The sequence below is a fragment of the Garicola koreensis genome (assembly GCF_014195445.1).
GTDB lineage: Bacteria > Actinomycetota > Actinomycetes > Actinomycetales > Micrococcaceae > Nesterenkonia > Nesterenkonia koreensis.
The window spans coordinates 41,566-63,902 of sequence record NZ_JACIBT010000003.1 but is presented as its reverse complement, the minus strand read 5'-3'; the positions used below and the strand labels follow the sequence as shown (position 1 = coordinate 63,902).

General features: G+C 65.1%; 17 protein-coding genes. 12 read left to right on the top strand and 5 right to left on the bottom strand.

What is annotated here, in order from left to right; translation table 11 throughout:
• The first annotated feature begins 50 nt into the window (after nt 1-50).
• The 5 genes from mtrB (at nt 51) to secA (ending at nt 7,931) form a co-directional block, all read left to right on the top strand.
• On the top strand, nt 51-1,700 hold the full coding sequence (gene mtrB, locus FHX47_RS06670) for an MtrAB system histidine kinase MtrB (protein WP_183358151.1): 1,650 nt from the start codon (nt 51-53) through the stop codon (nt 1,698-1,700).
• On the top strand, nt 1,697-3,445 hold the full coding sequence (locus FHX47_RS06665) for an LpqB family beta-propeller domain-containing protein (protein WP_183358150.1): 1,749 nt from the start codon (nt 1,697-1,699) through the stop codon (nt 3,443-3,445). Before mtrB ends, FHX47_RS06665 begins: the two co-directional genes overlap by 4 nt.
• A gap of 73 nt (nt 3,446-3,518) precedes the next feature.
• A complete protein-coding gene (locus FHX47_RS06660; RefSeq protein WP_183358149.1) occupies nt 3,519-4,280 on the top strand; it encodes a ComF family protein in 762 nt (253 codons plus the stop codon).
• 171 nt (nt 4,281-4,451) lie between these two features.
• Nucleotides 4,452-5,171: a ribosome hibernation-promoting factor, HPF/YfiA family gene (gene hpf, locus FHX47_RS06655; protein ID WP_183358148.1), complete on the top strand. Its 720-nt coding sequence runs from the start codon at nt 4,452-4,454 to the stop codon at nt 5,169-5,171.
• Between the two features lie 150 nt (nt 5,172-5,321).
• A complete protein-coding gene (gene secA / locus FHX47_RS06650) occupies nt 5,322-7,931 on the top strand; it encodes a preprotein translocase subunit SecA (protein WP_183358147.1) in 2,610 nt (869 codons plus the stop codon).
• A 9-nt stretch (nt 7,932-7,940) separates the two neighbouring features.
• On the opposite strand, the gene FHX47_RS06645 is transcribed toward secA, so the two are convergent.
• Both FHX47_RS06645 and FHX47_RS06640 read right to left on the bottom strand, forming a co-directional pair.
• A complete protein-coding gene (locus tag FHX47_RS06645; RefSeq protein WP_246328082.1) occupies nt 7,941-8,540 on the bottom strand; it encodes an Rv3235 family protein in 600 nt (199 codons plus the stop codon).
• 50 nt (nt 8,541-8,590) lie between these two features.
• On the bottom strand, nt 8,591-8,854 hold the full coding sequence (locus FHX47_RS06640) for a LysM peptidoglycan-binding domain-containing protein (protein ID WP_221206169.1): 264 nt from the start codon (nt 8,852-8,854) through the stop codon (nt 8,591-8,593).
• 143 nt (nt 8,855-8,997) lie between these two features.
• On the opposite strand from FHX47_RS06640, the gene FHX47_RS06635 reads away from it, so the two are divergent.
• A complete protein-coding gene (locus FHX47_RS06635) occupies nt 8,998-9,540 on the top strand; it encodes a hypothetical protein (RefSeq protein WP_183358144.1) in 543 nt (180 codons plus the stop codon).
• 10 nt (nt 9,541-9,550) lie between these two features.
• Here the strand turns inward: FHX47_RS06635 and FHX47_RS06630 are convergent, their stop codons facing one another.
• Nucleotides 9,551-9,778 (bottom strand): helix-turn-helix domain-containing protein, encoded by a 228-nt coding sequence (locus tag FHX47_RS06630; RefSeq protein ID WP_183358143.1) that lies wholly within the window; start codon nt 9,776-9,778, stop codon nt 9,551-9,553.
• A 131-nt stretch (nt 9,779-9,909) separates the two neighbouring features.
• Here FHX47_RS06630 and FHX47_RS06625 point away from each other — a divergent pair, with 131 nt between their 5' ends.
• Genes FHX47_RS06625 through FHX47_RS06610 form a run of 4 tightly spaced genes read left to right on the top strand, consistent with a single transcriptional unit; the run spans nt 9,910 to nt 18,360 of the window.
• Nucleotides 9,910-10,578, top strand: a complete 669-nt coding sequence (locus tag FHX47_RS06625) for a CpaB family protein (protein ID WP_183358142.1) — start codon at nt 9,910-9,912, stop codon at nt 10,576-10,578.
• Nucleotides 10,575-11,954: a CpaE/TadZ family protein gene (locus tag FHX47_RS06620; RefSeq protein WP_183358141.1), complete on the top strand. Its 1,380-nt coding sequence runs from the start codon at nt 10,575-10,577 to the stop codon at nt 11,952-11,954. Before FHX47_RS06625 ends, FHX47_RS06620 begins: the two co-directional genes overlap by 4 nt.
• 43 nt (nt 11,955-11,997) lie before the next feature.
• Complete coding sequence (locus tag FHX47_RS06615) at nt 11,998-16,812, top strand: NAD-glutamate dehydrogenase (protein WP_183358140.1); 4,815 nt, start codon at nt 11,998-12,000, stop codon at nt 16,810-16,812.
• 12 nt (nt 16,813-16,824) lie between these two features.
• On the top strand, nt 16,825-18,360 hold the full coding sequence (locus tag FHX47_RS06610) for a sensor histidine kinase (protein ID WP_183358139.1): 1,536 nt from the start codon (nt 16,825-16,827) through the stop codon (nt 18,358-18,360).
• 7 nt (nt 18,361-18,367) lie between these two features.
• Here FHX47_RS06610 and FHX47_RS06605 read toward each other — a convergent pair whose 3' ends face one another.
• Nucleotides 18,368-18,616 carry a WhiB family transcriptional regulator gene (locus FHX47_RS06605; protein ID WP_183358233.1) on the bottom strand — a complete coding sequence of 83 codons (249 nt, stop codon included), beginning with the start codon at nt 18,614-18,616 and terminating at the stop codon, nt 18,368-18,370.
• 204 nt (nt 18,617-18,820) lie between these two features.
• Nucleotides 18,821-20,047: a phosphotransferase family protein gene (locus FHX47_RS06600; protein WP_183358138.1), complete on the bottom strand. Its 1,227-nt coding sequence runs from the start codon at nt 20,045-20,047 to the stop codon at nt 18,821-18,823.
• An 87-nt stretch (nt 20,048-20,134) separates the two neighbouring features.
• On the opposite strand from FHX47_RS06600, the gene FHX47_RS06595 reads away from it, so the two are divergent.
• Together FHX47_RS06595 and FHX47_RS06590 are read left to right on the top strand one after the other, a co-directional pair.
• The gene (locus tag FHX47_RS06595; protein WP_343064328.1) at nt 20,135-21,658 is read left to right on the top strand and encodes a sensor histidine kinase; all 1,524 of its coding nucleotides are present in this window, start codon (nt 20,135-20,137) and stop codon (nt 21,656-21,658) included.
• Nucleotides 21,655-22,314, top strand: coding sequence for a response regulator (locus FHX47_RS06590; protein WP_183358136.1), 660 nt, complete (start codon nt 21,655-21,657; stop codon nt 22,312-22,314). Before FHX47_RS06595 ends, FHX47_RS06590 begins: the two co-directional genes overlap by 4 nt.
• Nucleotides 22,315-22,337: the final 23 nt, after the last annotated feature.

Here is a 22,337-nt window from a genome sequence, read left to right as displayed (position 1 = left end):
ACTCGCCAGCGATCGAGCGCGCCCGCCCACCGCTGAGCTTCCGCCAGCGCATGCTGCGGCTGCCCAAGTTCTGGGCGCGCTCGCTGATGGTCCGCGCGGTGTTCTTCACTGGTCTGCTGACGCTGATCGGAACTGGGCTGATCGCCTACTTCTTGGTGGAGCAGGTCACCACCGGCTTCTACCAGGAGCGCTTCGACCAGGTGGAGGCCGAAGCCACGGATGAACTGATCCAGGCCCGCAACGGCTTCGATGCAATGCAGCCGGTGGACAGCTCGGAGGTTGAGTCTCAGGTGGCCGGGGTCCTGGAGAACCTCGGAGGCTCCGCTGCGCTGCCGCGCAACTTTGTGCTGCTTCCGCTGGGCCAGCCGGAGGACCTGCAGGTGGCGCCGCGGCACTCCGAAGGATTTTCGGAAGACATCATCAGCGACGAGCTGCGTGAGGCGGTGCTCACCAGCGGTCAGGATACCCAGCTGTGGCAGCCGGTGGGCATCGAGGATGACGCCGGAAACACTGCCCCGGGGGTGGCCTTCGGGATCTATGTGCACCTGCCGCCGGGGGAGCCCTACGGCCTGTTCTACGTCTACGACTTCTCCTCGGTGGATGAGAATGTCACCTTCGTCTTTCAGGTGTTCCTCACTGCTATCGCAGTGATCCTGCTGATGAATATGCTCATCGCCGCATGGATCACCCGCACAGTGGTCAAACCGGTCTCCCAAGCCGCCGAAGTCTCTGAGCGCATCGCCGATGGCCAGCTGGACCAGCGTCTGGCGGTGGTCGGTGAGGATGAGATCGCCCGGCTGGGGCTTTCGTTCAACCGTATGGCTTCCACCCTGCAGGAGCAGATTACGCAGTTGGCCAACCTGTCGAAGATGCAGCAGCGCTTCGTCTCCGACGTCTCCCACGAGCTGCGCACCCCGCTGACGACGGTGAGCATCGCAGCAGATGTCCTCCACGACTCCAGTGAGGACTTCGACCCGGTCAGCCGCCGCTCTGCCGAGCTGCTGCATCACCAGGTGGAACGTTTCCAGGCGCTGCTTGCAGACCTTCTGGAGATGTCGCGCTTCGACGCCGGGGCCGCAGAGCTGGTGCTGAGCGACGTTGATCTCAGAGCACTCTGCGAAGAGGTGCTCACCGCTGCGCTGCCGCTGGCGGAACAGGCCGGGGGTGAACTGAATATTGTGGTCCAGGGGGAGGACTTCATCGCGGAGGTTGACCGACGGCGGATTGATCGGATCCTGCGCAATCTGGTCAACAACGCCATCGAGCACTCTGAGGGCCAGCCGGTGGATGTGGTGATCACATCCAGCCCGACAGCGGTCGGCATCGCCGTGCGAGACTTCGGAATCGGGATGACTCCGGATCAGGTGGACCATGTCTTCGACCGGTTCTGGCGAGCTGATCCGGCCCGGGCTCGCACCACCGGCGGATCGGGTCTGGGTCTCTCCATCGCCACTGAGGATACCCGTCTGCATCAGGGCAGTCTGGACCCATGGGGCCAAATGGGGCAGGGTTCATGCTTCCGTGTGGTGCTGCCGCGCCGCCAGGGCCAGCCTTACCGTGCCTCTCCACTGGCGCTGCCGCCCAGCTATCAGGAGTCTGAGCGACGTCGAATCTCGGTGGACTCGGTGTCGCTCAGCGGCGAGGTGCCCCATGATCGCGTCCACGAGCAGTCTCTCTACCAGCAGGACCCCAAAGCATGAGCCGTTCCCGCACCAAGACCACCCTTGCCGCCGTCCTCGCGGTGTCACTGGCCGTCATCGGCTGCACTCCCGCCCTGCCCACCGATGGGCCCGTCGGCAGAGCGGAAGCACCGCCGGCTCAGGGGTATGAGTATCAGCGTGACCCGGTCGCTCCGCAGCCCGGGGCTGGGCCCGAAGACATTATCAACGGCTTCTTGGAGGCTGGAGCCGGTCCGCAGAACGACTACGACGTCGCCCGTGAGTACCTCACCGAAAGTGCTGCCGACCAATGGTCGCCGGATGATCAGACCTACGTCTACGCGGGCGAACCGACTATTCAGGAGGCTGAGGGGGAAGCTTTCGTCGTCGAGATTCAGCTGGACCGCTACGTTGACGGCAACGGCACGATGGTCCGTCCCGGCGGCACGGAGACCTTCCACTTCGCCGTTGAGCAGGTGGAGGACGAGTGGCGCATCGCTGAGGCTCCTGCTGGAAAGATCCTCGATAGGGGAACGTTCAACGAGGTCTACAACCCCTATACGCTGTACTTCTACGATTCTCAGCAGCGCTACGCCGTGCCGGATCTGCGCTGGTTCATCAACCGGCCCGGTCTGCCCGCCGAAATCGTCAGCCGCATTCTTGAGGGCCCGGCCCCGTGGTTGGAGGACGGGGCTGTCTCGGCCTTCCAGCCGGAAGCCTCGCTGGGCAACCCGTCTGTGCCGGTGGACGAACTGGTAGCCACTGTGGATCTCGCCGATGAGGTGACCTCGGGGGCCAGCGGGCCGGAACTGGCACTGATGCGCCACCAGCTCAACTTGGCGCTCTCGCAGCTGTCCACGGTGCGCGACACGGAGATCACTGTCAATGGCAGCAGCGTCGATGTTCCCGAACCGGGCGAGCTCAGTGAGGAGGAGCAGCTGGACATTGAGGCCAGCCCGACTGCGGGAGAGTCTCAGATCGCTGTGCGCAACGGGGCCCTGGTGCGACAGACCGGGACCTCGACCAACGAAATTTCCGGGCTGCCGGACGTCTCCGAGCTCGATCCCCGGTACCCTGCGATGCCCAGCCCCCCGGCTGACCAGGTGTTCGCATTTATGGATGGCGACCTCAGCTCTCTCTACCACGTGCGAGCCGACGCGCCGGCTCCGGAGCTTCTGGTCGAGGCCGACCGCCTGACTCGGCCTTCGATGGACAACTTCGGCTGGACCTGGACGGTGACCCACACCGAGGACGGCGACGCCACGATCCGTGCCTACTCCTACGAGGAGCCGACCGAGACCACCAGTGTGCAGGTGCCGGCTGACTTTCTCGAGGACAAGGAGGTGACGTCGCTGCGCATATCCCAGGACGGCACCCGCGTGGCCCTTGTTGTCGAGGACGCCGGGGTGCGGACCCTCTATATCGCCTCAGTGGTCCGTGACGGGTCCACCGGGGTGCCGCGGGGTCTGGGCGGACACTACGTGCTCAACGCCGACGTCGCCATCGAAGAGGTCCGGTGGGCGGAGAACGACGCGGTCATGGTCTGGCAGCCCTGGGACGAGGATGAGGACTCAGATCCGGCCCAGGGTCAGGTGCAGCGCATCGATCTGGACGGCACCCTCGATGATCCCGAAGAAGGAGTCACGGGCCTGCTCAACGTCTCCATCGGGGAAGGCCGGTCGAACATCTACATGGAGCAGTCAGGTGACCAGGTCTATGTCAACGTAGGGGACCGGTGGACCCAGCAGGAGGAGATAGGAGTCTCGGACCTCTCCTACTCCGGCTGAGGCTTCAGGCGCGTTCTCCACAGTCAGCCCCTCTGCTCTGGTGGCCGGCTGCCAGGTGAGGCAGGCTGAACACATGGTGCTCAAACGTCTGGACCGGCTCTGGTTCTCCCCACCAGCGGCTGCGGTGCGCGGCGCGACAGCCGGTGCGGCCGACCTGCTGGCACCCTCGTGGTGTGTGGGCTGCCGCTCCCCAGGCACTGACCTGTGCCCGGACTGCCGGGACGACCTGCGGCTGCTGACCCAGCACCCCTACCGGGCGGAGGGGCCGGCTGAAGCGCTGCCCATCCTGGAGGACCTCAGCGTCCTGCCGGTGCTCAGCGCGGCTGAGTACACCACATTGGTGGCAGATGCGGTGCTGACCTTCAAAGATCACCAACGCGTGGGACTGACCCGTGTGCTGGCTTCGGCGCTGGAGCGGGCTGTACGGTCCGCCGCGACGCTGTGCTCCAGTGAGCAGGTCCTGCTGGTCTGGCCGCCGTCCCCGCCGCGTTCCCAGCTCCGGAGGGGGCGGCATCCGCTGGGTGAGCTGATTCAGCAGCTGAGGCTGCCCGCCCAGGTGATGCCGGCCGGCCATTGGGTGCGGCACCGGATCACGGTGACCGATGTGGTGCGTCCGGGCCGCGGGCAGAAGAGCCGGTCCAAGCGTGCCCGGCGTCAGACTCAGAATCGCTTCAGCCTGGTGCCCGGCGCTGACCAGGTGCTTCGCGGTGCCGAGGTGATGCTGGTCGATGATGTGCTCACCACCGGTGCCACCCTGGGACGCCTGTATCAGTGTCTCTGTCAGGCCGGGGCTCACGTGTCGGCAGCGGCGGTGCTTGCTGCCACTGCGCGGTGAGCGTCCACCTCAGCGATGATTTGTCGAAGGGCTCTTCCCGCGGACTGGTTTTCGGCATAGTGTGAGGTATGGGCACTTGAGAAAGAGTCCCATCGCAGCAGCGGTGGGCTCGATGCAGAGTCTTCCGGCTTGCGCTGCGACATACCAGCCCGGATGCCAAGGAGGACACTTATGGCTCTGCAGACGACTTACACCGGCCGCAACATCACGATCCCTGACCGGTTCAAAGAGCACGTCGACTCCAAAAGCGGCAAGATTGAGCAGCTGGCGGATAAGGGTCAGCGACTAGAGATCAAAGTTTCCAATGAAACCTCCCACCGTCGTGCCGACTCCACGCTGACCGTCGAGCTCACCGTGGTGGGACGCGGCAAAGTCATCCGCTCCGAGGCGCAGGCCGAGGAGAAGTTCGCCGCATTCGAAACGGCCTTCAACAAACTCTTGGAGCGGCTTCGCAGGGCACGCGACAAGAAGAAGAGCCGCTCGCGCAGCAGCGGCCAACACACCCCATCCGTGGGGGAAGCGCTGTCAGGCCTGACTCCGGTGGACCCCCACCGCCCCCTCTATGAACAGGTCTTGGACGCCGAGGCCGCCGACGACGCCCCTCCTGAGGAGGAGGACGGCGATGAGCCCATCAGAATCCGGCGCAAGGTCTTCGGCGCCGAACCGATGAGCGTCGATGCTGCGGTCGATGCCATGGAACTCATCGGACACGACTTCTACCTCTATCTCGACGCGGAGACCGGTCAGCCCTCGGCCGTCTACCGCCGTCGCGGATGGACCTACGGGGTGATCTCGCTGGACACCGACCAGACCTCAGGGCAGCCGCACACTGAGGAGCGTGCCTACCGGGCGACCAACGGCACCACGCGGGCGAACCTGCCCACCGGCTGAGCGCGGGGGCTCTGCTGGCCGTCGCCTGCTCTGGGCACATCGGAGGCAGGTGTGTGCGCAATCGTTGACTTCGCGCATACACTGGAAGGTGGTCCGGTGTGCCCAGAGCGCACCCTGCTGACATAAGAACACTCAACGGAGAAACCGACTGTGCCCACCCTGCTGGAAAAAGTCCTCAAGACCGGGGACAAGAAAGTCCTCAAACAGCTGCGCGGCTACGCCGACGCGGTCAACCTGTTGGAGGATGAGTTCAAAGAGCTCTCTGATGAGGAGCTGCGGGGCGAAACGGAGCGCTTCAAGGAGCGCATCGCCGAGGGCGAATCCCTGGATTCGCTGCTTCCCGAAGCCTTTGCTGCGGTTCGGGAGGCCGCCGACCGGACCCTGGGTCAGCGCCACTACGACGTGCAGATCATGGGTGGGGCCGCGCTGCACTTGGGAAATATTGCCGAAATGGGCACCGGTGAGGGCAAGACCCTAGTTGCTACGGCGCCGGCCTACTTGAACGCTCTGACCGGTGAGGGCGTTCACATCATTACGGTCAACGATTACCTCGCGAAGTACCAGTCGGAGCTGATGGGGCGCGTCTTTCGTTTTCTGGGGATGACCACCGGAGTCATCACCAATGCGCTGAATCCCGCTCAGCGTCGTGAAGCCTATGCCGCCGACATCACCTACGGCACCAACAACGAGTTCGGCTTCGACTTCCTGCGTGACAATATGGCCCAGTCGTTGGACGATCTGGTCCAGCGCGGCCACAACTACGCGATCATCGATGAGATCGACTCCATCCTGATCGACGAGGCCAGGACCCCGCTGATCATCTCCGGGGCGGCCAGCGGTGACATCTCGCGCTGGTACGGGGACTTTGCCAAGTTGGTCAAGACCCTCCACGCTGAGGAGGACTACGAGGTCGACGAGAAGAAGAGGACCGTCGGCGTCCTAGAGCCCGGCATCGACAAGGTCGAAGACTATCTCGGCATCGAGAACCTCTACGAGACCCAGAACACCACGCTGATTCAGTACCTCAACAACGCCATCCGCGCCAAAGAGCTCTATAGGCGTGACACGGACTATGTGGTCGTCGACGGCGAAGTGCACATCGTCGATGAGCACACCGGGCGCGTCCTCAAGGGCCGTCGCTACAACGAGGGCCTGCACCAGGCCATCGAGGCCAAGGAGGAGGTGCGCATCAAGCCGGAGAACCAGACGCGGGCCACAGTCACGCTGCAGAACTACTTCCGCAGCTACCAGAAGATCTCCGGCATGACCGGCACCGCTGAGACTGAGGCTGCGGAGTTCATGTCCACCTATAAGCTCGGGGTCGTGCTGATTCCGCCGAATAAGCCGCGTCAGCGCACCGACCACAACGACCTGGTGTACAAGAACGAAGTCATCAAGTTCAACGCCGTAGTCGAGGACATCCTGGCCCGTCATGAGAGGGGCCAGCCGATGCTGGTCGGCACCGAGTCGGTGGAGAAGTCGGAGTATCTCTCCAAACAGCTGGCCAAGAACGGCGTCCGCCACGAGGTGCTCAATGCCAAGAACCACGAACGGGAGGCCGCGATCGTCGCCCAGGCCGGACGTGTGGGCTCGGTGACTGTGGCCACGAACATGGCCGGCCGCGGAACCGACATCATGCTCGGCGGCAACTCTGAGTTCAACGCGGTCCATCAGATGGAGCAGCTGGGGCTTGACCCTGAGGAGGACGCAGAGGAGTACGAGGCCAAATGGGACGAGGTCTTTGCTCGGGCGAAGGCCCAGGCCGAGGAAGAGGCTGCGAAGGTCCGCGAGCTCGGCGGCCTCTACGTGCTGGGGACCGAACGGCACCAGTCCCGGCGCATCGACAACCAGCTGCGTGGCCGTTCCGGGCGTCAGGGAGACCCGGGAGAGTCCCGCTTCTACATCTCACTGACCGATGACCTGATGCGGCTGTTCAACCAGTCGGCGGCGCAGCGCATCATGAACTCCTCAGCGATGGCCGACGAGGTGCCGGTGGAGCACAAAATGGTCTCCGGCGCCATCGCCAACGCCCAGCAGCAGCGCGAGTCACAGAACACTGAGACCCGTAAGAACGTGCTGAAGTACGACGACGTCATGAACCGGCAGCGCAAAGCCATCTACTCCGACCGCAGGCGCATTCTGGAGGGCGACGACGTCCACGAGAAGGTCCAGTTCTTCATCGAGGACGCTGTTGAGCTGATGATCCGGGAGAAGACCATGGCCTCATCCGCCGAGGACTGGGACCTTGAGACGCTGTGGGACGAGCTGGGCGACCTCTACGGGATCACCTTGGAGATCGAGGATCTGATCGAGGAGGCCGGTGGTATCGACCAGCTGAGCACCAAGATGCTCACCCGAGAGATAGTCTCTGATGCGAAGATCGCCTATCAGAAGAAGGAAGAGGAGATCGGCGCCGATGCGCTGCGCCACCTGGAGCGGCGGGTGCTGCTGAGCGTGATCGATGAGAAGTGGCAGGAGCACCTCTACGAGATGGACTATCTGAAGTCAGGCATCGGTCTGCGCTCCATGGCCCAGCGTGACCCGCTGGTGGAGTACCAGCGGGAGGGATACCTGCTCTTCCAGGGGATGGCCGAGGACATCCGTGAAGAGTCGGTCCGTAAGCTCTTTGCCGCAGAAGTCACTGCTGTGACTCCGCCGGCCGATGGGCCGAAGCTCCCCGGGGTCAAGGACGGCCGTGCTGCCGCCGCCGGCAAACGGGTCACCATTCCAGGGATGCGGGACACAAACCCCTCCAGCTGACCCTGCGGCTCAGCCCAGCTCCATGGCGCTGATGCGCCACCGCCTGCGGTGAGCCTGAAGGCGCATCGCACAGGCTCTGGTGCGGCGTTCGTCGCTGAAGACCACCGACACCTCCCACACTCCGGGTCGCACATGTGTGGTGCGGATGGACCGAAAGGCGAGCGGACCGCCGTACACAGTGGATCCCTGCCTGTGGCGTGCCAGGATCTCACCACGCTGCCGGACCTTGTCGTGAACCTCTGGAGTCAGCCAACGGCTCATCTGCGCCACCGGCCGCAGCCCGGCCAGCACTTCGGCCACTGCTTGGCACACGACCCGTGAGATCGCCACGATCTGGCGACGCTCCTGCCGCAGGGTAGCCAGCTCATCCGGGCGCTGAGCATCCTGTGCCCAGGCAGAGGGCGCCGCATCAGTGCCCAATGCGGCCATCATGCGCGGAACCTCTGCCTCCCGATGGAGCCGGAACCGTCCAGGTTCGGCAGACCCCGGCCCGGCATCCTGGTATTCGGCGGCATCGGCGTCCGCTGCGCTGGCGGTGGCACGCAGCGGACGTGAAGCCTCACCGGGCCCCAGGGTCTCCAACAGTGTGGTCTTCTTCTTCAGTGCCATCGTCACAGGTCACTCCTTCACATCAGGTGATCGGTCCTCGAACAGTTCTGTCAGCGCGGCGGAGGCCGCAGCACGGTCCCGGGGCGCAGCTGCGCCGGGTCCTCGCCGATGAGCTCATAGTTCGCCAGGTGCCACCGGGGCCACTCGCGAGCAATCTCCCAGTCCGTCGCCGCCGCTCCCAGATGCTCACCGGCGATGCTCCACAGTGAGGTGCCGGCAGTGACTGTCACGCAGACGTCCGCCTCCCCGGCACGAACCTCGGCTCCGGTGTGCCGGGGAGACCCCAGTCGCGGCCGAAATGAAACAAAACCCATCGTTGACTCTCTATACGTATTGCTGGAACGTGTATCAACATGTTTCGCAGTGTTTGATGTCATTAGATAATACACAGCTGCCAGTGGCGGCGCCAGAGTGGCGCGTAGAGTGATACCTGAACGAGTCGAATCGGGGGCAGATCATGCGGTGGGACGCGCTGTTCGATGACCTGGAGGCCCAGTGGTCTGCGCAGCAGGCTCACCAGTTGGAGGCCGACGTCGCCCAGGCTGTCGAATGGGAGCGCGCGCAGATACTGCTGGTGAACCGACTGCGTGCCGGTGTCGGCGCGCAGCTGCAGCTCAAGCTGCAGGGCGGCAGCGAGCGCAGCCTGCTGGTTCAGAGTGTGGGTGCTGACTGGGTCAGTGGGCATGCAGGTGCCCAGAGTCTCCTCATTCCGGTCCGCGCCATTGCCTCAGTCGAGGCGCTGCCGTCCCGGGCGCAGCCTGAAACCAGCGGTGCGCGAAGGCTGCTGGGGATCGGGTCACCGCTGCGGGCGCTGGCGCGCAGCCGCGAAACAGTGACCGTCGAAGGCCCCGGCGGAGAGCTCGGCCATGGAGTGATCACCGGCGTGAGTGCCGATCACCTCGATGTGGCAGTGCCGGGCTCCTCAGTCCCCGCAGTGCGCACTCAGCCACGAATACGGACGATAGCCCTGGCCTCGGTCGTGCTGGTGCGCAGCATGTGAGTCGCTGCAGCTAATTCGCTGTGTGCTGCTGCTCCTGGTCATGGGCTGCCCGCGATGCCCGCTGAGCGGCGTACTGGCGGTCGATGTACTCATCCAGCTTCGCCTCCTCGACGCGCCACTGGCCGCGTCCGCCGATCTGAATGCCCTCCAGGTCGCCGCTTTTGATGAGCGCGCGGGTCTGGGACATCGAGATGTTCAGTGCTTCGGCCACATCGGGGAGGGTGAGGAACCTCCGCATCGCTTATTCCCCTTTCGCTGCCATTTGGTGCTGTTTGTCATTATTGTCTCACCCCGGGGCGCTCAGCGGAACTATCCACAGTTCCAGGCGCGCCCTCCCATGTGCCCACAGGTTCGACTATCGTGTAGCGCGTGAGTCAGATCACAGTCACCGAAGATCAGAAGTCACGGTCTGCGCAGCGCCTGCGTCGGCCGACCTGGCGCGACCCCCGGCTCATCCTGGGGGTGCTGATCGTCGTTCTCTCAGTTGCTGGTGTTCTTGGACTGCTCACGGCCCAGGACCGCACTGTGCCCGTGTACGCCGCCGACAGGCCGCTGAGCACCGGGGATCATCTGCAGCCTGAGGACCTGCGCACTGTTCACGTTTATATCCCCGAAGCCGCCGAACGCTACGTCTCCGCGGAAGACGATCTGCCTGAGGGGCTGCAGCTGACCAGGATGGTGGGCCAGGGCGAGATGCTTCCGGCCGCCGCGCTCACCGAAGTCACCTCCAACGGGCTGCAGGCCGTCACTGTGCAGGCCGAGCACGACCTCGCCAGAGCCGTTCAGCCCGGCCGCCTCGTCGATGTGTGGGCCGCAGCAGGGGCCGCGCTCAGCGGCGAAGCCCCTGATGCGGCCCAGCTGGTCACCGCCGCAGAGGTCACAGATGTCCGGGAGTCCAGCTCCACATTCGCAGCTGAAGACTCGGTGACCGTCGAACTGTTGGTCGCATCTGAGGAGCTCTCTGAACTGCTGACGGCCCAGGGCGAGGGTGCGGTCATCTCGGTGCTGCCCTCGGCGGCCCAGGGGGACGCACCATGAGGCGCTGCTCAGTGCTGAGCACCGGGCGGCTGCAGACCGACCACGTCACCGCGTTGGAACGGCTGCACACTCCCGTGACGGTGGACCGGCGCTGCGCCGACCTGACTGAGCTGATCGCCGCAGCGCAGACCACCCGGGCCGATGCGGCCCTGATCATCGGTGGCACCGAACAGCTGACTGCCGCCGTGCTGGCGGGCTTGGGCGACCAGGGACTGAACGTGGTCGTCGTTTCCGAAGTGGCCGCTGAGCGCCAGCGGCTCACCGGACTCGGCTCCGTCTGCTTCAGCGACGACGCCGACCCGGAGCAGCTGGCCGAAGCATTGGCTGATCCGCAGGGCGTGGCCGGCGGATCCGCCGAGGAGCCGCCGGCGGATGGGCTGTCGGCAGATGAGTTCACCCGCCTGATGGAGACCAACGGGATGGTCGACGACCTCGGCCATGAGGCGTCAGAGCCTGTGCAGCCGGGGCAGGCAGTGGGGCAGGTGGCTGGTATCACCACGGTCTGGGGTGCCGCCGGATCTCCCGGGCGCACCACTGTGGCTGTCAATATTGCCGCTGAATTGGCGATCTCCGGAGCGCGTACGCTGCTTATCGACGCTGACACCTACGCTTCATCCATCGCTGTGCACCTGGGTCTGCTGCAGGAGTCGGCCGGACTCGCACAGGCTTGTCGCGCAGCCGACCTCAGGCGGCTGGATCCGGTGGGACTTGCAGCGGCGGCCACCACTGTGATGCTGGGAAATCGGCGACTCACAGTGCTCACCGGGCTTCCGCGGGCTGACCGCTGGACCGAAGTGCGGGCCCACGCCCTGGAACTGGTGCTGGCCCAGGCCAGGGCCGACTATGACCACATCATCATCGACACGGCACCCTGGATCGAGCACGATGAGGAGTTGTCCCTGGACTCCGCCGGAACCGCTGCGCAGCGAAACGCCGCGACGCGAACGGCGCTGATCCACGCCGATACGGTCTTCGCCGTCGGCGGAGCCGATCCGGTGGGGTTTGCGCGCCTGATCAAGGCCGTTCAAGAGATGACGGAGAACCTGCCGCAGGCCCCCGAGCCGCAGGTCATCGTCAATCAGCTGCGCAAAGAGGTCATCGGACGCTCCCCACGGCGGCAGCTCAGTGACGCGTGGGCGCAGTTGGGCCCCGGCGGCAGCATCGGCAGCTTCCTCCCCTGGGATCAGGAAGCCTGCGACCTGGCGCTTCGTTCCGGAGAGGTGCTGGCCGAGTCGGGCAAAAACTCCGGGCTGCGGCGTCATATCGCCTCGCTGGTCGGCGTCGAGCTCTCCCCGCGTCGCCGACTGCTGCCGGGCAGCGGCCTGCGTCGTCGGCGCCGCCGCGGGAAGGTCGAAACCCCCGCGTCCAGAGGATAGGCTGTGTGGTAGTTCACGATCGAGGTTAGGAAGATGTCAGGCAATGGCTGAGCTGCCCACCAGACTTTGGACCCGCGATGATCAGGAGGTCGATGACCTTCACAGCGCGTACTACGCGTATATCGCGCCGGAGGACCTCGCACAGGTGGATCCGGAGAAGCAGCGAGAACGGCTGAAGGTGCACCTGGAGGTCGCCGCCGCACGCAGCGACTCCGAACCGGTGGTCGAGGTCGTCACAGTGGGCCGCCGCAGCATCGTCTACGTCGTCACTGACGATAAGCCGTATCTGGTGGACTCGGTCACCGCCGAGATCTCTCGTGCCGGCCACCCGATCTCTCTGGTGGTCCATCCCATCTTCCTCACGGCTCGCTCCAGCGCCGACCACAGCCTCAAGAGCGTCAAGTCGCTGCCCAGCCAAGCCCGGTCGCTGTCCTCCGGCGACACCCAGTCGCATCCGGCGCTCTCGGCCCTGCTGGAGGATGAGGACGACCACAGCCAGCTGGAGTCCTGGATCTCGGTCGAACTTGACCACGTCCTCACCGATCAGCAGGTCCAGGAGCTCAAATCGGGACTGCGGAAGATCCTCAGCGATGTGGCGCTCAGCCATCGTGATCAGGACCGCATGATCGCTGAGGCCCACCGCTCAGCCGCTGATATTCGCCGACTGGACGATCTGGTCGACCAGGGCGAGTCCGCCGAACTGGTCGAATGGATGGGCGATGGAAACTTCCTCTTCCTGGGGTCCCGAGAGTACTCCCTGACCGACAGCGACGGCACGGCCCGGCTGGAGCCGGTGCCCGGCACCGGCTTGGGGATCCTCTCTGATGTGGAGGGTGCCACCCGCCCCAAGAGCGCCTCGGCGCTGTCTGCGGCCGGTCGTGCCAGGGCGCGCCAGCGCCGCGCGCTGGTGATCACCAAGGCCAACTCACGATCCACCGTGCGCCGCCGCACCTACATGGACTATGTGGCCGTGAAGATGTTCGACGCCGACGGTGAGGTCACCGGTGAGCGCCGCTTCCTCGGGCTGTTCAGCCAGCGCGCCTACACGCAGTCCATCTCCACCATTCCGCTGCTGCGCTCACGGGCGAAGCAGCTGCTCGCCCGCTCCGGGTTCAGCGCCGACTCACACTCCGGCAGCGACCTGCTGCAGATCCTGGAGACGTATCCGCGCAACGAACTGATGCAGATGGAGATCGACGAGGTCGAAGACGTCGCCTGGCAGATCCTTCAGCTGCAGGAGCGCCGTCGGATCAAGCTCTTCCTGCGCCAGGACCATTTCGGCCGGTTCATGACCGCACTGCTCTACCTGCCGCGCGACCGCTACAACACCGCGGTGCGTCGTCGTGTGGAGAACGAGATGCTGGAGCACATCGACGCCGAGTCGATCGACTTCACAGTTCGGCTCTCCGAGTCTGTGCTGGCCCGGGTGTTCTTCCGGATGCGGCTGCGCCCCGGTGCCGATGAGCTGGCCCTGACCACCGAGGAGCTGCAGGCCCGGCTGGCCGACGTCGTGCGCTCCTGGCCGGAGGGCATCGCTCAGGAGGCCGCCGCCCGCTACGAGGACGAGCACGCTGAGCGCATCTCGCGCAGATGGCGGGAAGCGTTCCCCGGCGACTACCGGGTCCTCTACGAAGTCTCCGATGCGCTGCAGGACGCGGCCACCTTCGAGACCCTGGAGGCCCGGCCGCAGGACGGTCCGCGGCTGAGTTTCTACACTCCGCAGGACGATGACCCCGCCGATATGCGGCTGAAGCTCTACCTCACCGAGCCCAAGACGCTGACCGATACGCTGCCGAACCTGGTGGACTTCGGGCTCTCCGTCCTCGATGAGCGTGCCTACACCCTCACCACAGACGACGGCGAGGTCTTCTACCTCTACGACCTGGGGATGCGGTACCCGGAGTCAGTCGACGCCTCGGCCACCAAGGAGCTGTTCCAGGAGGCCTACCACCACGTGCTCACCGGCCGTGTGGAGTCGGACGTGTTCTCCCGGCTGGTGCTGCGGCTGGCAATGAGCATCCGCAAGGTGACAGTGCTGCGGGCCTATGCCAAGTACATGCGTCAACTGGGCAGCCCGCACTCCTACGACTTCCTCGCCGAAGCGCTGCTGGCCCACCCGGAGGTGGCTGAGGCGCTGGTCGAGTACTTCATCGCCAAGTTCGACCCGGAGGCGGCAGGCCGCGAGAACGGCGTCGACTCTGCTCGTGCTGCGGTGATGGAGGCACTGGAGGGTGTGGCCACACTCGATGCCGACCGGGTGCTGAGCGCCTTCCTGAACCTCATCGACGCCACGGACCGAACCAACCTTTATCAGGGCCACGACCGGGTTGCGCTCAAGCTGCGGCCCGCAGATATCGACGCCGCCCCGCTGCCGCGTCCGGCCCATGAGATCTGGGTCTATTCACCGCAGGTTGAGGGCACCCACCTGCGCTTCGACACCATTGCCCGCGGCGGACTGCGCTGGTCGGACCGTCAGGAGGACTTCCGCACTGAGGTGCTGGGCTTGGTCAAGGCCCAAATGGTGAAGAACTCGGTCATTGTGCCCTCGGGGGCCAAGGGCGGTTTCTACGCCAAGCAGCTTCCCGATCCGCGGCAGGACCGCACCGCATGGTTCGAGGGCGGCCGTGAGGCGTACAAGATCTTCATCCGCGGCCTGCTGGACCTCACCGATAAGCAGATCGAGGAGGACGACGGCAGCGTCACCATCGCTGCCCCGAACAACGTGCGCTGCCATGACGGCGATGACTCCTACCTGGTGGTCGCCGCAGACAAAGGTACGGCGACCTTCTCCGACACCGCCAACGAGATCAGCCTCGAGTACGGGCACTGGCTCGGCGACGCCTTCGCCTCCGGCGGCTCAGTGGGCTACGACCACAAGGCCATGGGCATCACCGCCCGCGGCGCCTGGGAATCGGTGAAGTCACACTTTGCCAGCTTCGGCCACGACGTGCAGAGCCAGGAGTTCACCGTGGTGGCCATCGGAGACATGGGCGGCGACGTCTTCGGCAACGGGATGCTGCGCTCGGAGCACACCCAGCTGGTCGGTGCCTTCAACCATCTGCACATCTTCGTGGACCCCGACCCGGACGCGGCCCGTTCCTTCGAGGAGCGCCAGCGGCTCTTCAACGAGCGGGGCGGCTGGGACGCCTACGACGCCGACCTGATCTCGGAGGGCGGCGGGGTCTTCTCCCGCAGCGCCCGCAGCATCGAGGTCACACCGCAGATGCGGGAACGTTTCGGCATCGAGGCGAAGACCCTCACCCCTCCGGAGCTGATCTCTGCGATGCTGAAGGCACCGGTGGATCTGCTCTACAACGGGGGCATCGGCACCTACGTCAAATCCGAGCATGAGACCCACGACGAGGTGGGGGACCGGGCCAATAACAACATCCGGGTCAATGGGGCTGATCTGGGCTGCAAGATCGTCGTCGAGGGCGGCAACCTCGGCCTCACCCAGTCCGGCCGCATCGAAGCGGCCCAGGGCGGGGTGCTGCTCAACACTGACGCCATCGACAACTCCGCCGGGGTGGAAAGCTCAGACTACGAAGTCAATATCAAGATCCTGTTGGGTCGGCTCATCGACTCCGGCCACCTGGATCCTGATGACCGCCCGGATCTGCTGGCCGAGATGACCGAGGAGGTCGCCGAGCTGGTGCTGCAGACCAATGAGGATCAGAACGTGCTGCTGTTCACCGACCGGCAGCGGTTGGCTGACTGGTCGCCGAGCTTCGGCCGCCTGCTGAACTGGTTGGAGGAGACCGCCGGGCTTGACCGCGACCTGGAAGTGCTGCCGACGAACGAGGAGCTGCGGGTCCGTCTCTCCGACGACCTCCCGCCGCTGACGTCTCCGGAGCTCTCGGTGCTGGCCGCCTATGCCAAGATTCAGCTCAAGGGCGCACTGGTGGAGTCCGATCTCTCTGCCGACCCCTGGTTCACCCAGGTGCTGCGGAACTACTTCCCAGAGCGGATGACCTCAGAGTTCGCCGGTGAGCTGAGGCGGCATCCGCTGCAGCACCGGCTCATCGTCAATCAGATCGCCAACGCCGCGGTCAACATGGGCGGGGCCACCTTCGTCTTCCGGACCATGGAGGAGACCTTCGCCTCCGAGGCTGAGGTGGTGCGTGCTTTCATCATGGCCCGCGAACTGTTCCGGCTCGACGAGTTCGACGCCCAGATGCGGCAGCTGCCGGTGGAGTTCCCCACCTCGGCCCGTGCCCCGATCTATGTGGACATGCGTCGGCTGTTGGACCGCGCTGTGCGCTGGATCATCAACAACCACACGGCATCCCAGTCGCTGGCTGAGGACATCGACAGCTATGCCGAACACATCAGCCCACTGCACGGCCGGGTCGGGGAGCTGATGCGCGGCGCAGACGTTGAGCGTGTCTCCTCCAAGTATGAGAAGGCCACCGCCGAGGGGATGGGCCATCAGCTGGCGGACTGGTACTCCCAGCTCTTCGAAAGTTACTCACTGCTGGACATTGCCGCTTCGGCAGAGCAGCTGGGCCTGGACTCCCGACAGGTCGCAGAGGTCTACTACGCCGTCTACGCCGAGTTCGACGCCGATGCGCTGCTGAACTCGATCAGCAGCCTTCCGCGGCAGGACAAGTGGCAGGCTCTGGCCCGGGGAGCCCAGCGTGATGACCTGTACTTCGCGCTGCGGCAGATCACCGAATCGGTGCTGACCAACACGGAGGCGGCAGATGCGCAGGATCGGCTGCAGCGCTGGAAGCAGGACTATGCCGATTCGGTGGAACGCTCGGAGCGCCTCATCGCCGAGGTGCGCGGCCGAGGAGACCACAGCATCGCCTCCATCACAGTGCTGCTGCGTCACCTGCGCGGCCTCATCGGAGGCTGACCCGGGCTGACCATGGCGTTCTTCAACGAGCGGCTGAAGAGCAACCCACACCTGGTCCCAGCCGACGTGGAATGGCTGCATGCTCTGGTCACCGACTGGCAGCTGCTCTCCGACCTCGCGTTCTCGGACCTGGTGCTGTGGTTCCCCCACACCCCAGAGGGGATGGTCTCCTCGGAGGGGCGCTCCTACGTTTCCATCGCCCAGGCCCGACCGTCCACGACGCAGACGCTCATCCACCGTGATGTGGTCGGGGACCGCATCAGGGCAGATCTGCGCACTATGGTGGAACGCGCCTGGGCCTCCCAGGTGGAGACCAACTCCTCAGATCAGGGTCAGCCGTCTCCGGCGCCCATGCGGGTCACCGCGATCCCGTTGGTGCGCGCAGGTCGTACGGTGGGGGTGATCACCCTGCACTTCTCCGTCGGCGCCATGCGCACCCCCTCGCGGCTGGAGCTGACCTACCGTCGCTGTGCGGGGGATCTGCTGCCGATGGTGGCGTCCGGGGCCTGGCCCGATACCGCGCAGGAGTTCACCGGCTATTCCGGTGCTCCCCGGGTCGGTGACGGTCTGCTGCGCCTGGACTCCGAGGGCACCATCACCTTCGCCAGTCCGAACGCGGTCTCAGCTCTGCTGCGGCTGGGGGTGCAGGACACTGTGGAGGGCCGTTCTCTGGCCGGCATCGGCGCTGAGCTGCAGCGGGCCACCGGAGTCGTGGTCGATGAGTCCCAGCCGATGCTTCTGACCGGCCGGCGGGCCCAGCGCAGCGAGCTGGAGGCGCACGGCGCTGCGGTGACGCTGCGCTCGATTCCGCTCTACCAGGGCGCCCAGCGTGTCGGCGCTCTGGTGCTGTGCCGCGATGTGACCGAGCTGCGCCGGCGCGAGAAGCAGCTGATGAGCAAAGACGCCACCATCAAGGAGATTCACCACCGGGTGAAGAACAATCTCCAGACCGTCTCCGCGCTGCTGCGCATGCAGTCGCGCCGTATGGATTCCGAAGAGGGACGCGAAGGGCTCACGCGGGCCCAACGCCGGGTGGAGACTATCGCCATGGTCCACGACTCCCTTTCGGAGGGGCTGGAGGAGATGGTCGACGTCGATGAGCTGATTCGGCGCCAGCTGCGCCTGGCCGCAGAGATGGCCCTTGCCACTGAGTCCGGCCAGTCCCAGCGCATCGCGCACACTCAGCTGCATGGAAGCTTTGGCCAGCTGCCCCCGGATATGGTCACCCCTCTGGCGCTGGTGATCACCGAGATCGTGGCCAATGCGGTTGAACACGGACCCGGCGCCAGCGGTGCGGACGAGCAGCTGAACGTTGAGCTGAACGTGCGTCGCCACGATGACGCCGCCGGCCGGCAGCGGCTCGACATCGAACTCACTGACGACGGGGTGGGCGTGCCCGCCGAAGGGTGGGAGCCCGGACTCGGCCTGCAGATCGTGCGCACGCTGGTGCGCGGAGAACTTTCTGGGTCCATCGAATGGAAGCAGCGCAGCCCGGAGGCAGTGAGGCCCGGAACACGTGTGGTGATCCGGGCCCCTATCCTGAGTTAGTGGGGGTTCAGGATGCGCGGCGTGCGCGTGCGGCGCGGCGCTTCAGCGCCCGGCGCTCATCCTCGCTCATTCCGCCCCAGACGCCGGCATCCTGGCCGCTGTCCAGGGCCCACTGCAGGCAGGTGTCCATGACTGGGCAGCGACGGCATACGCTCTTGGCCTCTTCTATCTGAAGCAGGGCGGGTCCGGTGTTGCCGACGGGGAAGAAAAGCTCTGGGTCCTTGTCCAGACAAGCTGCTCGGCTGCGCCAATCCATGGCGATCACTACTCCTTGGGTCTGGCGTCGCGGGGTGCGGGCCAGGTGGGGCTCTTACGTGTGATGAACTCGGGGCGACGGATCGGGATCACGTCCACTCTCAGCGTGCGAGGGCCGGATCATACCGGATTTCGGCCGGTCACTTCCGCATTCACCGTGGTACCTATCAAGGCTGGCATGTTACGGCAGTGCAAACAAGACCTCTCAGCCGGTAAACTTTCCAGAAAGTATGTGTGATTGATCACAGCCAATAAGTGATTCTGCGATGGTTGTGTAGTGCTCCAACTGTTCAGTGGACCTGGCCCCCGGCGCCAGTGAGATCACAGACGCTGCGGTGCGTGCCGGTAAGTCGGCGGCGTCCTGCTCGTGGCGCACCAGCTCCCAGAGATCATTGACCAGGATGGGAACCTCAGCGTATCCGGCCGCGTCGAAGCTGGGAAGGACCAGCAGGTGCGCCAACAGCATGGCCAAGTCATCGCCGCGATGACCCGGACCGACGGTGTCGGCGTCGATGAGCGCGGTTGCCTGGTTGCCATCAGGAGTGAGAAAGAGATTTCCCGGATGGAAGTCACCGTGGGTGGGCACAGTCGGTCCCGGATTCGGCATCAGCCCGGCCTCGATCCGGTCGACGAGTCGCTGGAGTCTGCTGCGGTCCGCTCCAGCGGCAACCAGCGAGTCCACAAAGCTGCGATGACGTGTCGACGGTGCCGCCCGCGGCGGCAGAGCCATTGCCTCAGGCTGCAGGGAGTCTAAGGCGGCGAGCACCGCGTGCGGGTCAATGCGCATTCCCGGATTCGGCGAGCTCGGCCGGTAGAGCAGTTCGGTCAGCGGCCATCCGTCGGCGGCCTCACTGACCAGCAGCCCATCACCGGCGTCGGCGGCTCGGGGGGTCAGCGAAGAGGCGGCGTAGCGCTGCAGCAGCTCCGCGACCTTCTTCGGCCGGACCACTTTGAGGAACAGGACTCGCTCGCCCAGCTGCGAGGACACCTGCACACGGTAGACCGCCCGACGCAGCGGCCGCAGCACCAGCATCTCCGTGGCAGTGACGTGGACAGAGATTCCCAGCAGGGGGGTGAGGCGCTGGGCCAGCAGCCTCGGGTCCTCAGCCACCGCCAGTCCCGGAAGCTCCGGGTCGTTGGGATGGGCCCACACGTACAGCTGGCCAGCCGGGGAATCGCAGCGCACGGCACCCAGGGCCTGCAGCTGGAGGTGGTCCAGCGTGCGGGTGCTGGCCACCAGGGTGAGGGTCCGGCCCCCCGCCGAGACTCGGAATCTGGCAGAGGTCTCCGCACTTCGCCCATGGTTCTGCGGCCGGGAGTAGATGCGCTCCAGCTGCCATGAGTCCAGCTGCATCCGGGTGGATGCCAGCGCCGAGGCCAGCAGGTCTCCAGCGTCCTCGCTGCGCAGCAGCCGTTCCAGTTCTCGCGTCATGGTTCTATTCTGACGGATGCGACGAATGAGAAAACTCTCATGGATTTTATTTCTCCAAAGTCGACAATCAATGAGAAACTGATCAGTGTGACGAATCAGCATGCTGCTGCCCAGCCGCAGCCCTCCGCGGCCCTGGACGGCACCGACAGGAAGCGGCGCCGCAGCCTGGGCATCCTCAGCGTCCGTGCCCGAATTCTGACTGCAGTGGTCACTCTGACCGCCCTTGCACTCACCGTGGCCGGCTACACCGCCTTCGTCATCCAGCAGATCCAGGTGGAGACCCGCATCGACGCCGAGCTCGAAGCCGATGCCGAACAGTTTAGGGTTCTGCACGATGTGGGGGTGGACCCGAGCACGGGCCAGAGCTTCGCCTCGCCCTCGGATTTGGTGCGCACAGCGATGGAACGCATCATTCCGACCCGCAATGAGGGCATCGTGGGCATGGTCAACGGTGAGGTGAGGTACACCTCCCCGGTCTCTCCGGTGAAGCTGGAGGAGGACACCGAGCTCATCGAAGAACTGAGTCAGTATGCGGTGGCCGAGCGGGCAAGCTTCACAACATTCCAGACGGCGACCACCACCTATCGATCCGCAGTGGTGCCGGTGCACGCCTCCGTCGAGGGCGCAGACGGCGGCGACGGTGACGTCGCAGCCTTTGTACTGGCTTATGACATCACTGCTGAGAAGGCCGTGTTCTCCGAAGGGTTCGTGATCTACGCCGGTGTCGCGCTGGTGTCCCTGCTCGTGGTCGGACTGGTGGGCTGGCTGGTCGCCGGGCGGCTGCTGCACCCGGTGCGGGTGCTGGCGACCAGAGCCCGGCGCATCGGACGAGAGGACATTTCTGAACGGATCCCCATCACTCGCAGCGATGATCTGGGGGAGATGACCCGATCCGTCAATGAGATGCTGGATCGGCTTGAAGGTGCCTTTCAGGCCAAGGACCAACTCATTCACGACGTCAGCCACGAGCTGCGCACCCCATTGACCATTGTGCGAGGACACCTGGAGGTCCTCGACGTCGGAGACCAAGACGATGTGGTCTCCACCCGGGAACTCACCCTGGATGAGCTGCATCGGATGAACCGCGTCGTCGATGACCTCACCACCCTTGCCCAGGCCGACCACCCCGAATTCGTCCAGCGGCAGCCGGTCGAGCTGGGAACACTGACCGATGAGGTCTATGACAAGGCCCGTGGTCTGGGCCAGAGGCGCTGGCTCATCGATTCCCGTGCTGAAGGAACGGTGCTGCTGGATCGTCAGCGTCTGACCCAGGCATGGCTGCAGCTGGCCGCGAATGCGGTGAAGTTCTCTCCGCCGGACTCAGTCATCTCGATGGGCTCATCCGTCTCCGACGGGACGATCCGGCTCAGTATGCGTGACCAGGGTCGGGGCATCAGCGCCGAAGACACCGAGCGGATCTTCGAACGCTTCGCCCGCACCGACACCACAGCAGCAGGGTCCGGGCTGGGTTTGGCTATCGTGGAGGCCATCGCCGTCGCCCATGGGGGCCGGACCGAGGTTGAATCTGCCCCGGACGCCGGGTCGACGTTTACCATTGTGCTGCCCCAGAAGGCAGAGGCCGAGAACAGCAGCGAGGAGAACGACCGGTGACTCATATTCTGATCATTGAGGACGAGGATCGCATCGCATCCTTCGTCGAAAAGGGCCTGCGCTCTGCAGGCTACGCCACGCTGCGGACTGCCACCGCTGCAGAGGGCTTCGAGAACGCACTGAACTCGGCTGTGGACCTGGTGGTGCTGGATCTGGGGCTGCCCGATGAGGATGGGCTGCGTATGCTTTCGCGGCTGCGGACGAAAAAGTTCAGCGCCCCGGTGATCATTCTCACCGCCCGTGACACTCCGGCCGACACTGTGGCCGGTTTGGACTCCGGAGCCGATGATTACATGGCCAAGCCCTTCAGCATCGATGAGCTGTTGGCTCGGATACGCCTGCGGCTGCGCGGCGGCTCGGCCGACGAACCCACCCGGCTCAGCGCCGGCTCGTTGGAGCTGGACCTGCATTCGCGCATCATCAGCGTCGACGGTGTCCAGCATGAGCTCTCGTCCCGGGAGTTCACCTTGGCAGAGACTTTTATGCGCCACCCCCGTCAGGTGCTCTCCCGTGAGCAGCTGCTGGGGATGGTGTGGGGCTACAGCTTTGACCCCGGCTCCAATCTGGTCGACGTCTACGTCCGGTACCTGCGGGCGAAGATGGGAGCCGACAGCATCAAGACCGTCCGCGGCGTCGGCTACCGGCTCAGTGCGTAGCTGGTCCCGCGAACGGTCCTTGT

Bases quoted from the DNA above. Each gene is read 5' to 3' on its own strand.
- mtrB (WP_183358151.1), top strand. From the start codon at position 51: ATGCTGCGGCTGCCCAAGTTCTGGGCGCGCTCGCTGATGGTCCGCGCG.
- hpf (WP_183358148.1), top strand. From the start codon at position 4,452: ATGGCTCTGCAGACGACTTACACCGGCCGCAACATCACGATCCCTGAC.
- FHX47_RS06660 (WP_183358149.1), top strand. From the start codon at position 3,519: ATGGTGCTCAAACGTCTGGACCGGCTCTGGTTCTCCCCACCAGCGGCT.
- FHX47_RS06620 (WP_183358141.1), top strand. From the start codon at position 10,575: ATGAGGCGCTGCTCAGTGCTGAGCACCGGGCGGCTGCAGACCGACCAC.
- FHX47_RS06630 (WP_183358143.1), bottom strand. From the start codon at position 9,778: ATGCGGAGGTTCCTCACCCTCCCCGATGTGGCCGAAGCACTGAACATC.
- FHX47_RS06605 (WP_183358233.1), bottom strand. From the start codon at position 18,616: ATGGATTGGCGCAGCCGAGCAGCTTGTCTGGACAAGGACCCAGAGCTT.
- FHX47_RS06615 (WP_183358140.1), top strand. From the start codon at position 11,998: ATGGCTGAGCTGCCCACCAGACTTTGGACCCGCGATGATCAGGAGGTC.
- FHX47_RS06600 (WP_183358138.1), bottom strand. From the start codon at position 20,047: ATGACGCGAGAACTGGAACGGCTGCTGCGCAGCGAGGACGCTGGAGAC.
- FHX47_RS06635 (WP_183358144.1), top strand. From the start codon at position 8,998: ATGCGGTGGGACGCGCTGTTCGATGACCTGGAGGCCCAGTGGTCTGCG.
- FHX47_RS06665 (WP_183358150.1), top strand. From the start codon at position 1,697: ATGAGCCGTTCCCGCACCAAGACCACCCTTGCCGCCGTCCTCGCGGTG.
- FHX47_RS06645 (WP_246328082.1), bottom strand. From the start codon at position 8,540: ATGGCACTGAAGAAGAAGACCACACTGTTGGAGACCCTGGGGCCCGGT.
- FHX47_RS06610 (WP_183358139.1), top strand. From the start codon at position 16,825: ATGGCGTTCTTCAACGAGCGGCTGAAGAGCAACCCACACCTGGTCCCA.
- FHX47_RS06640 (WP_221206169.1), bottom strand. From the start codon at position 8,854: ATGGGTTTTGTTTCATTTCGGCCGCGACTGGGGTCTCCCCGGCACACC.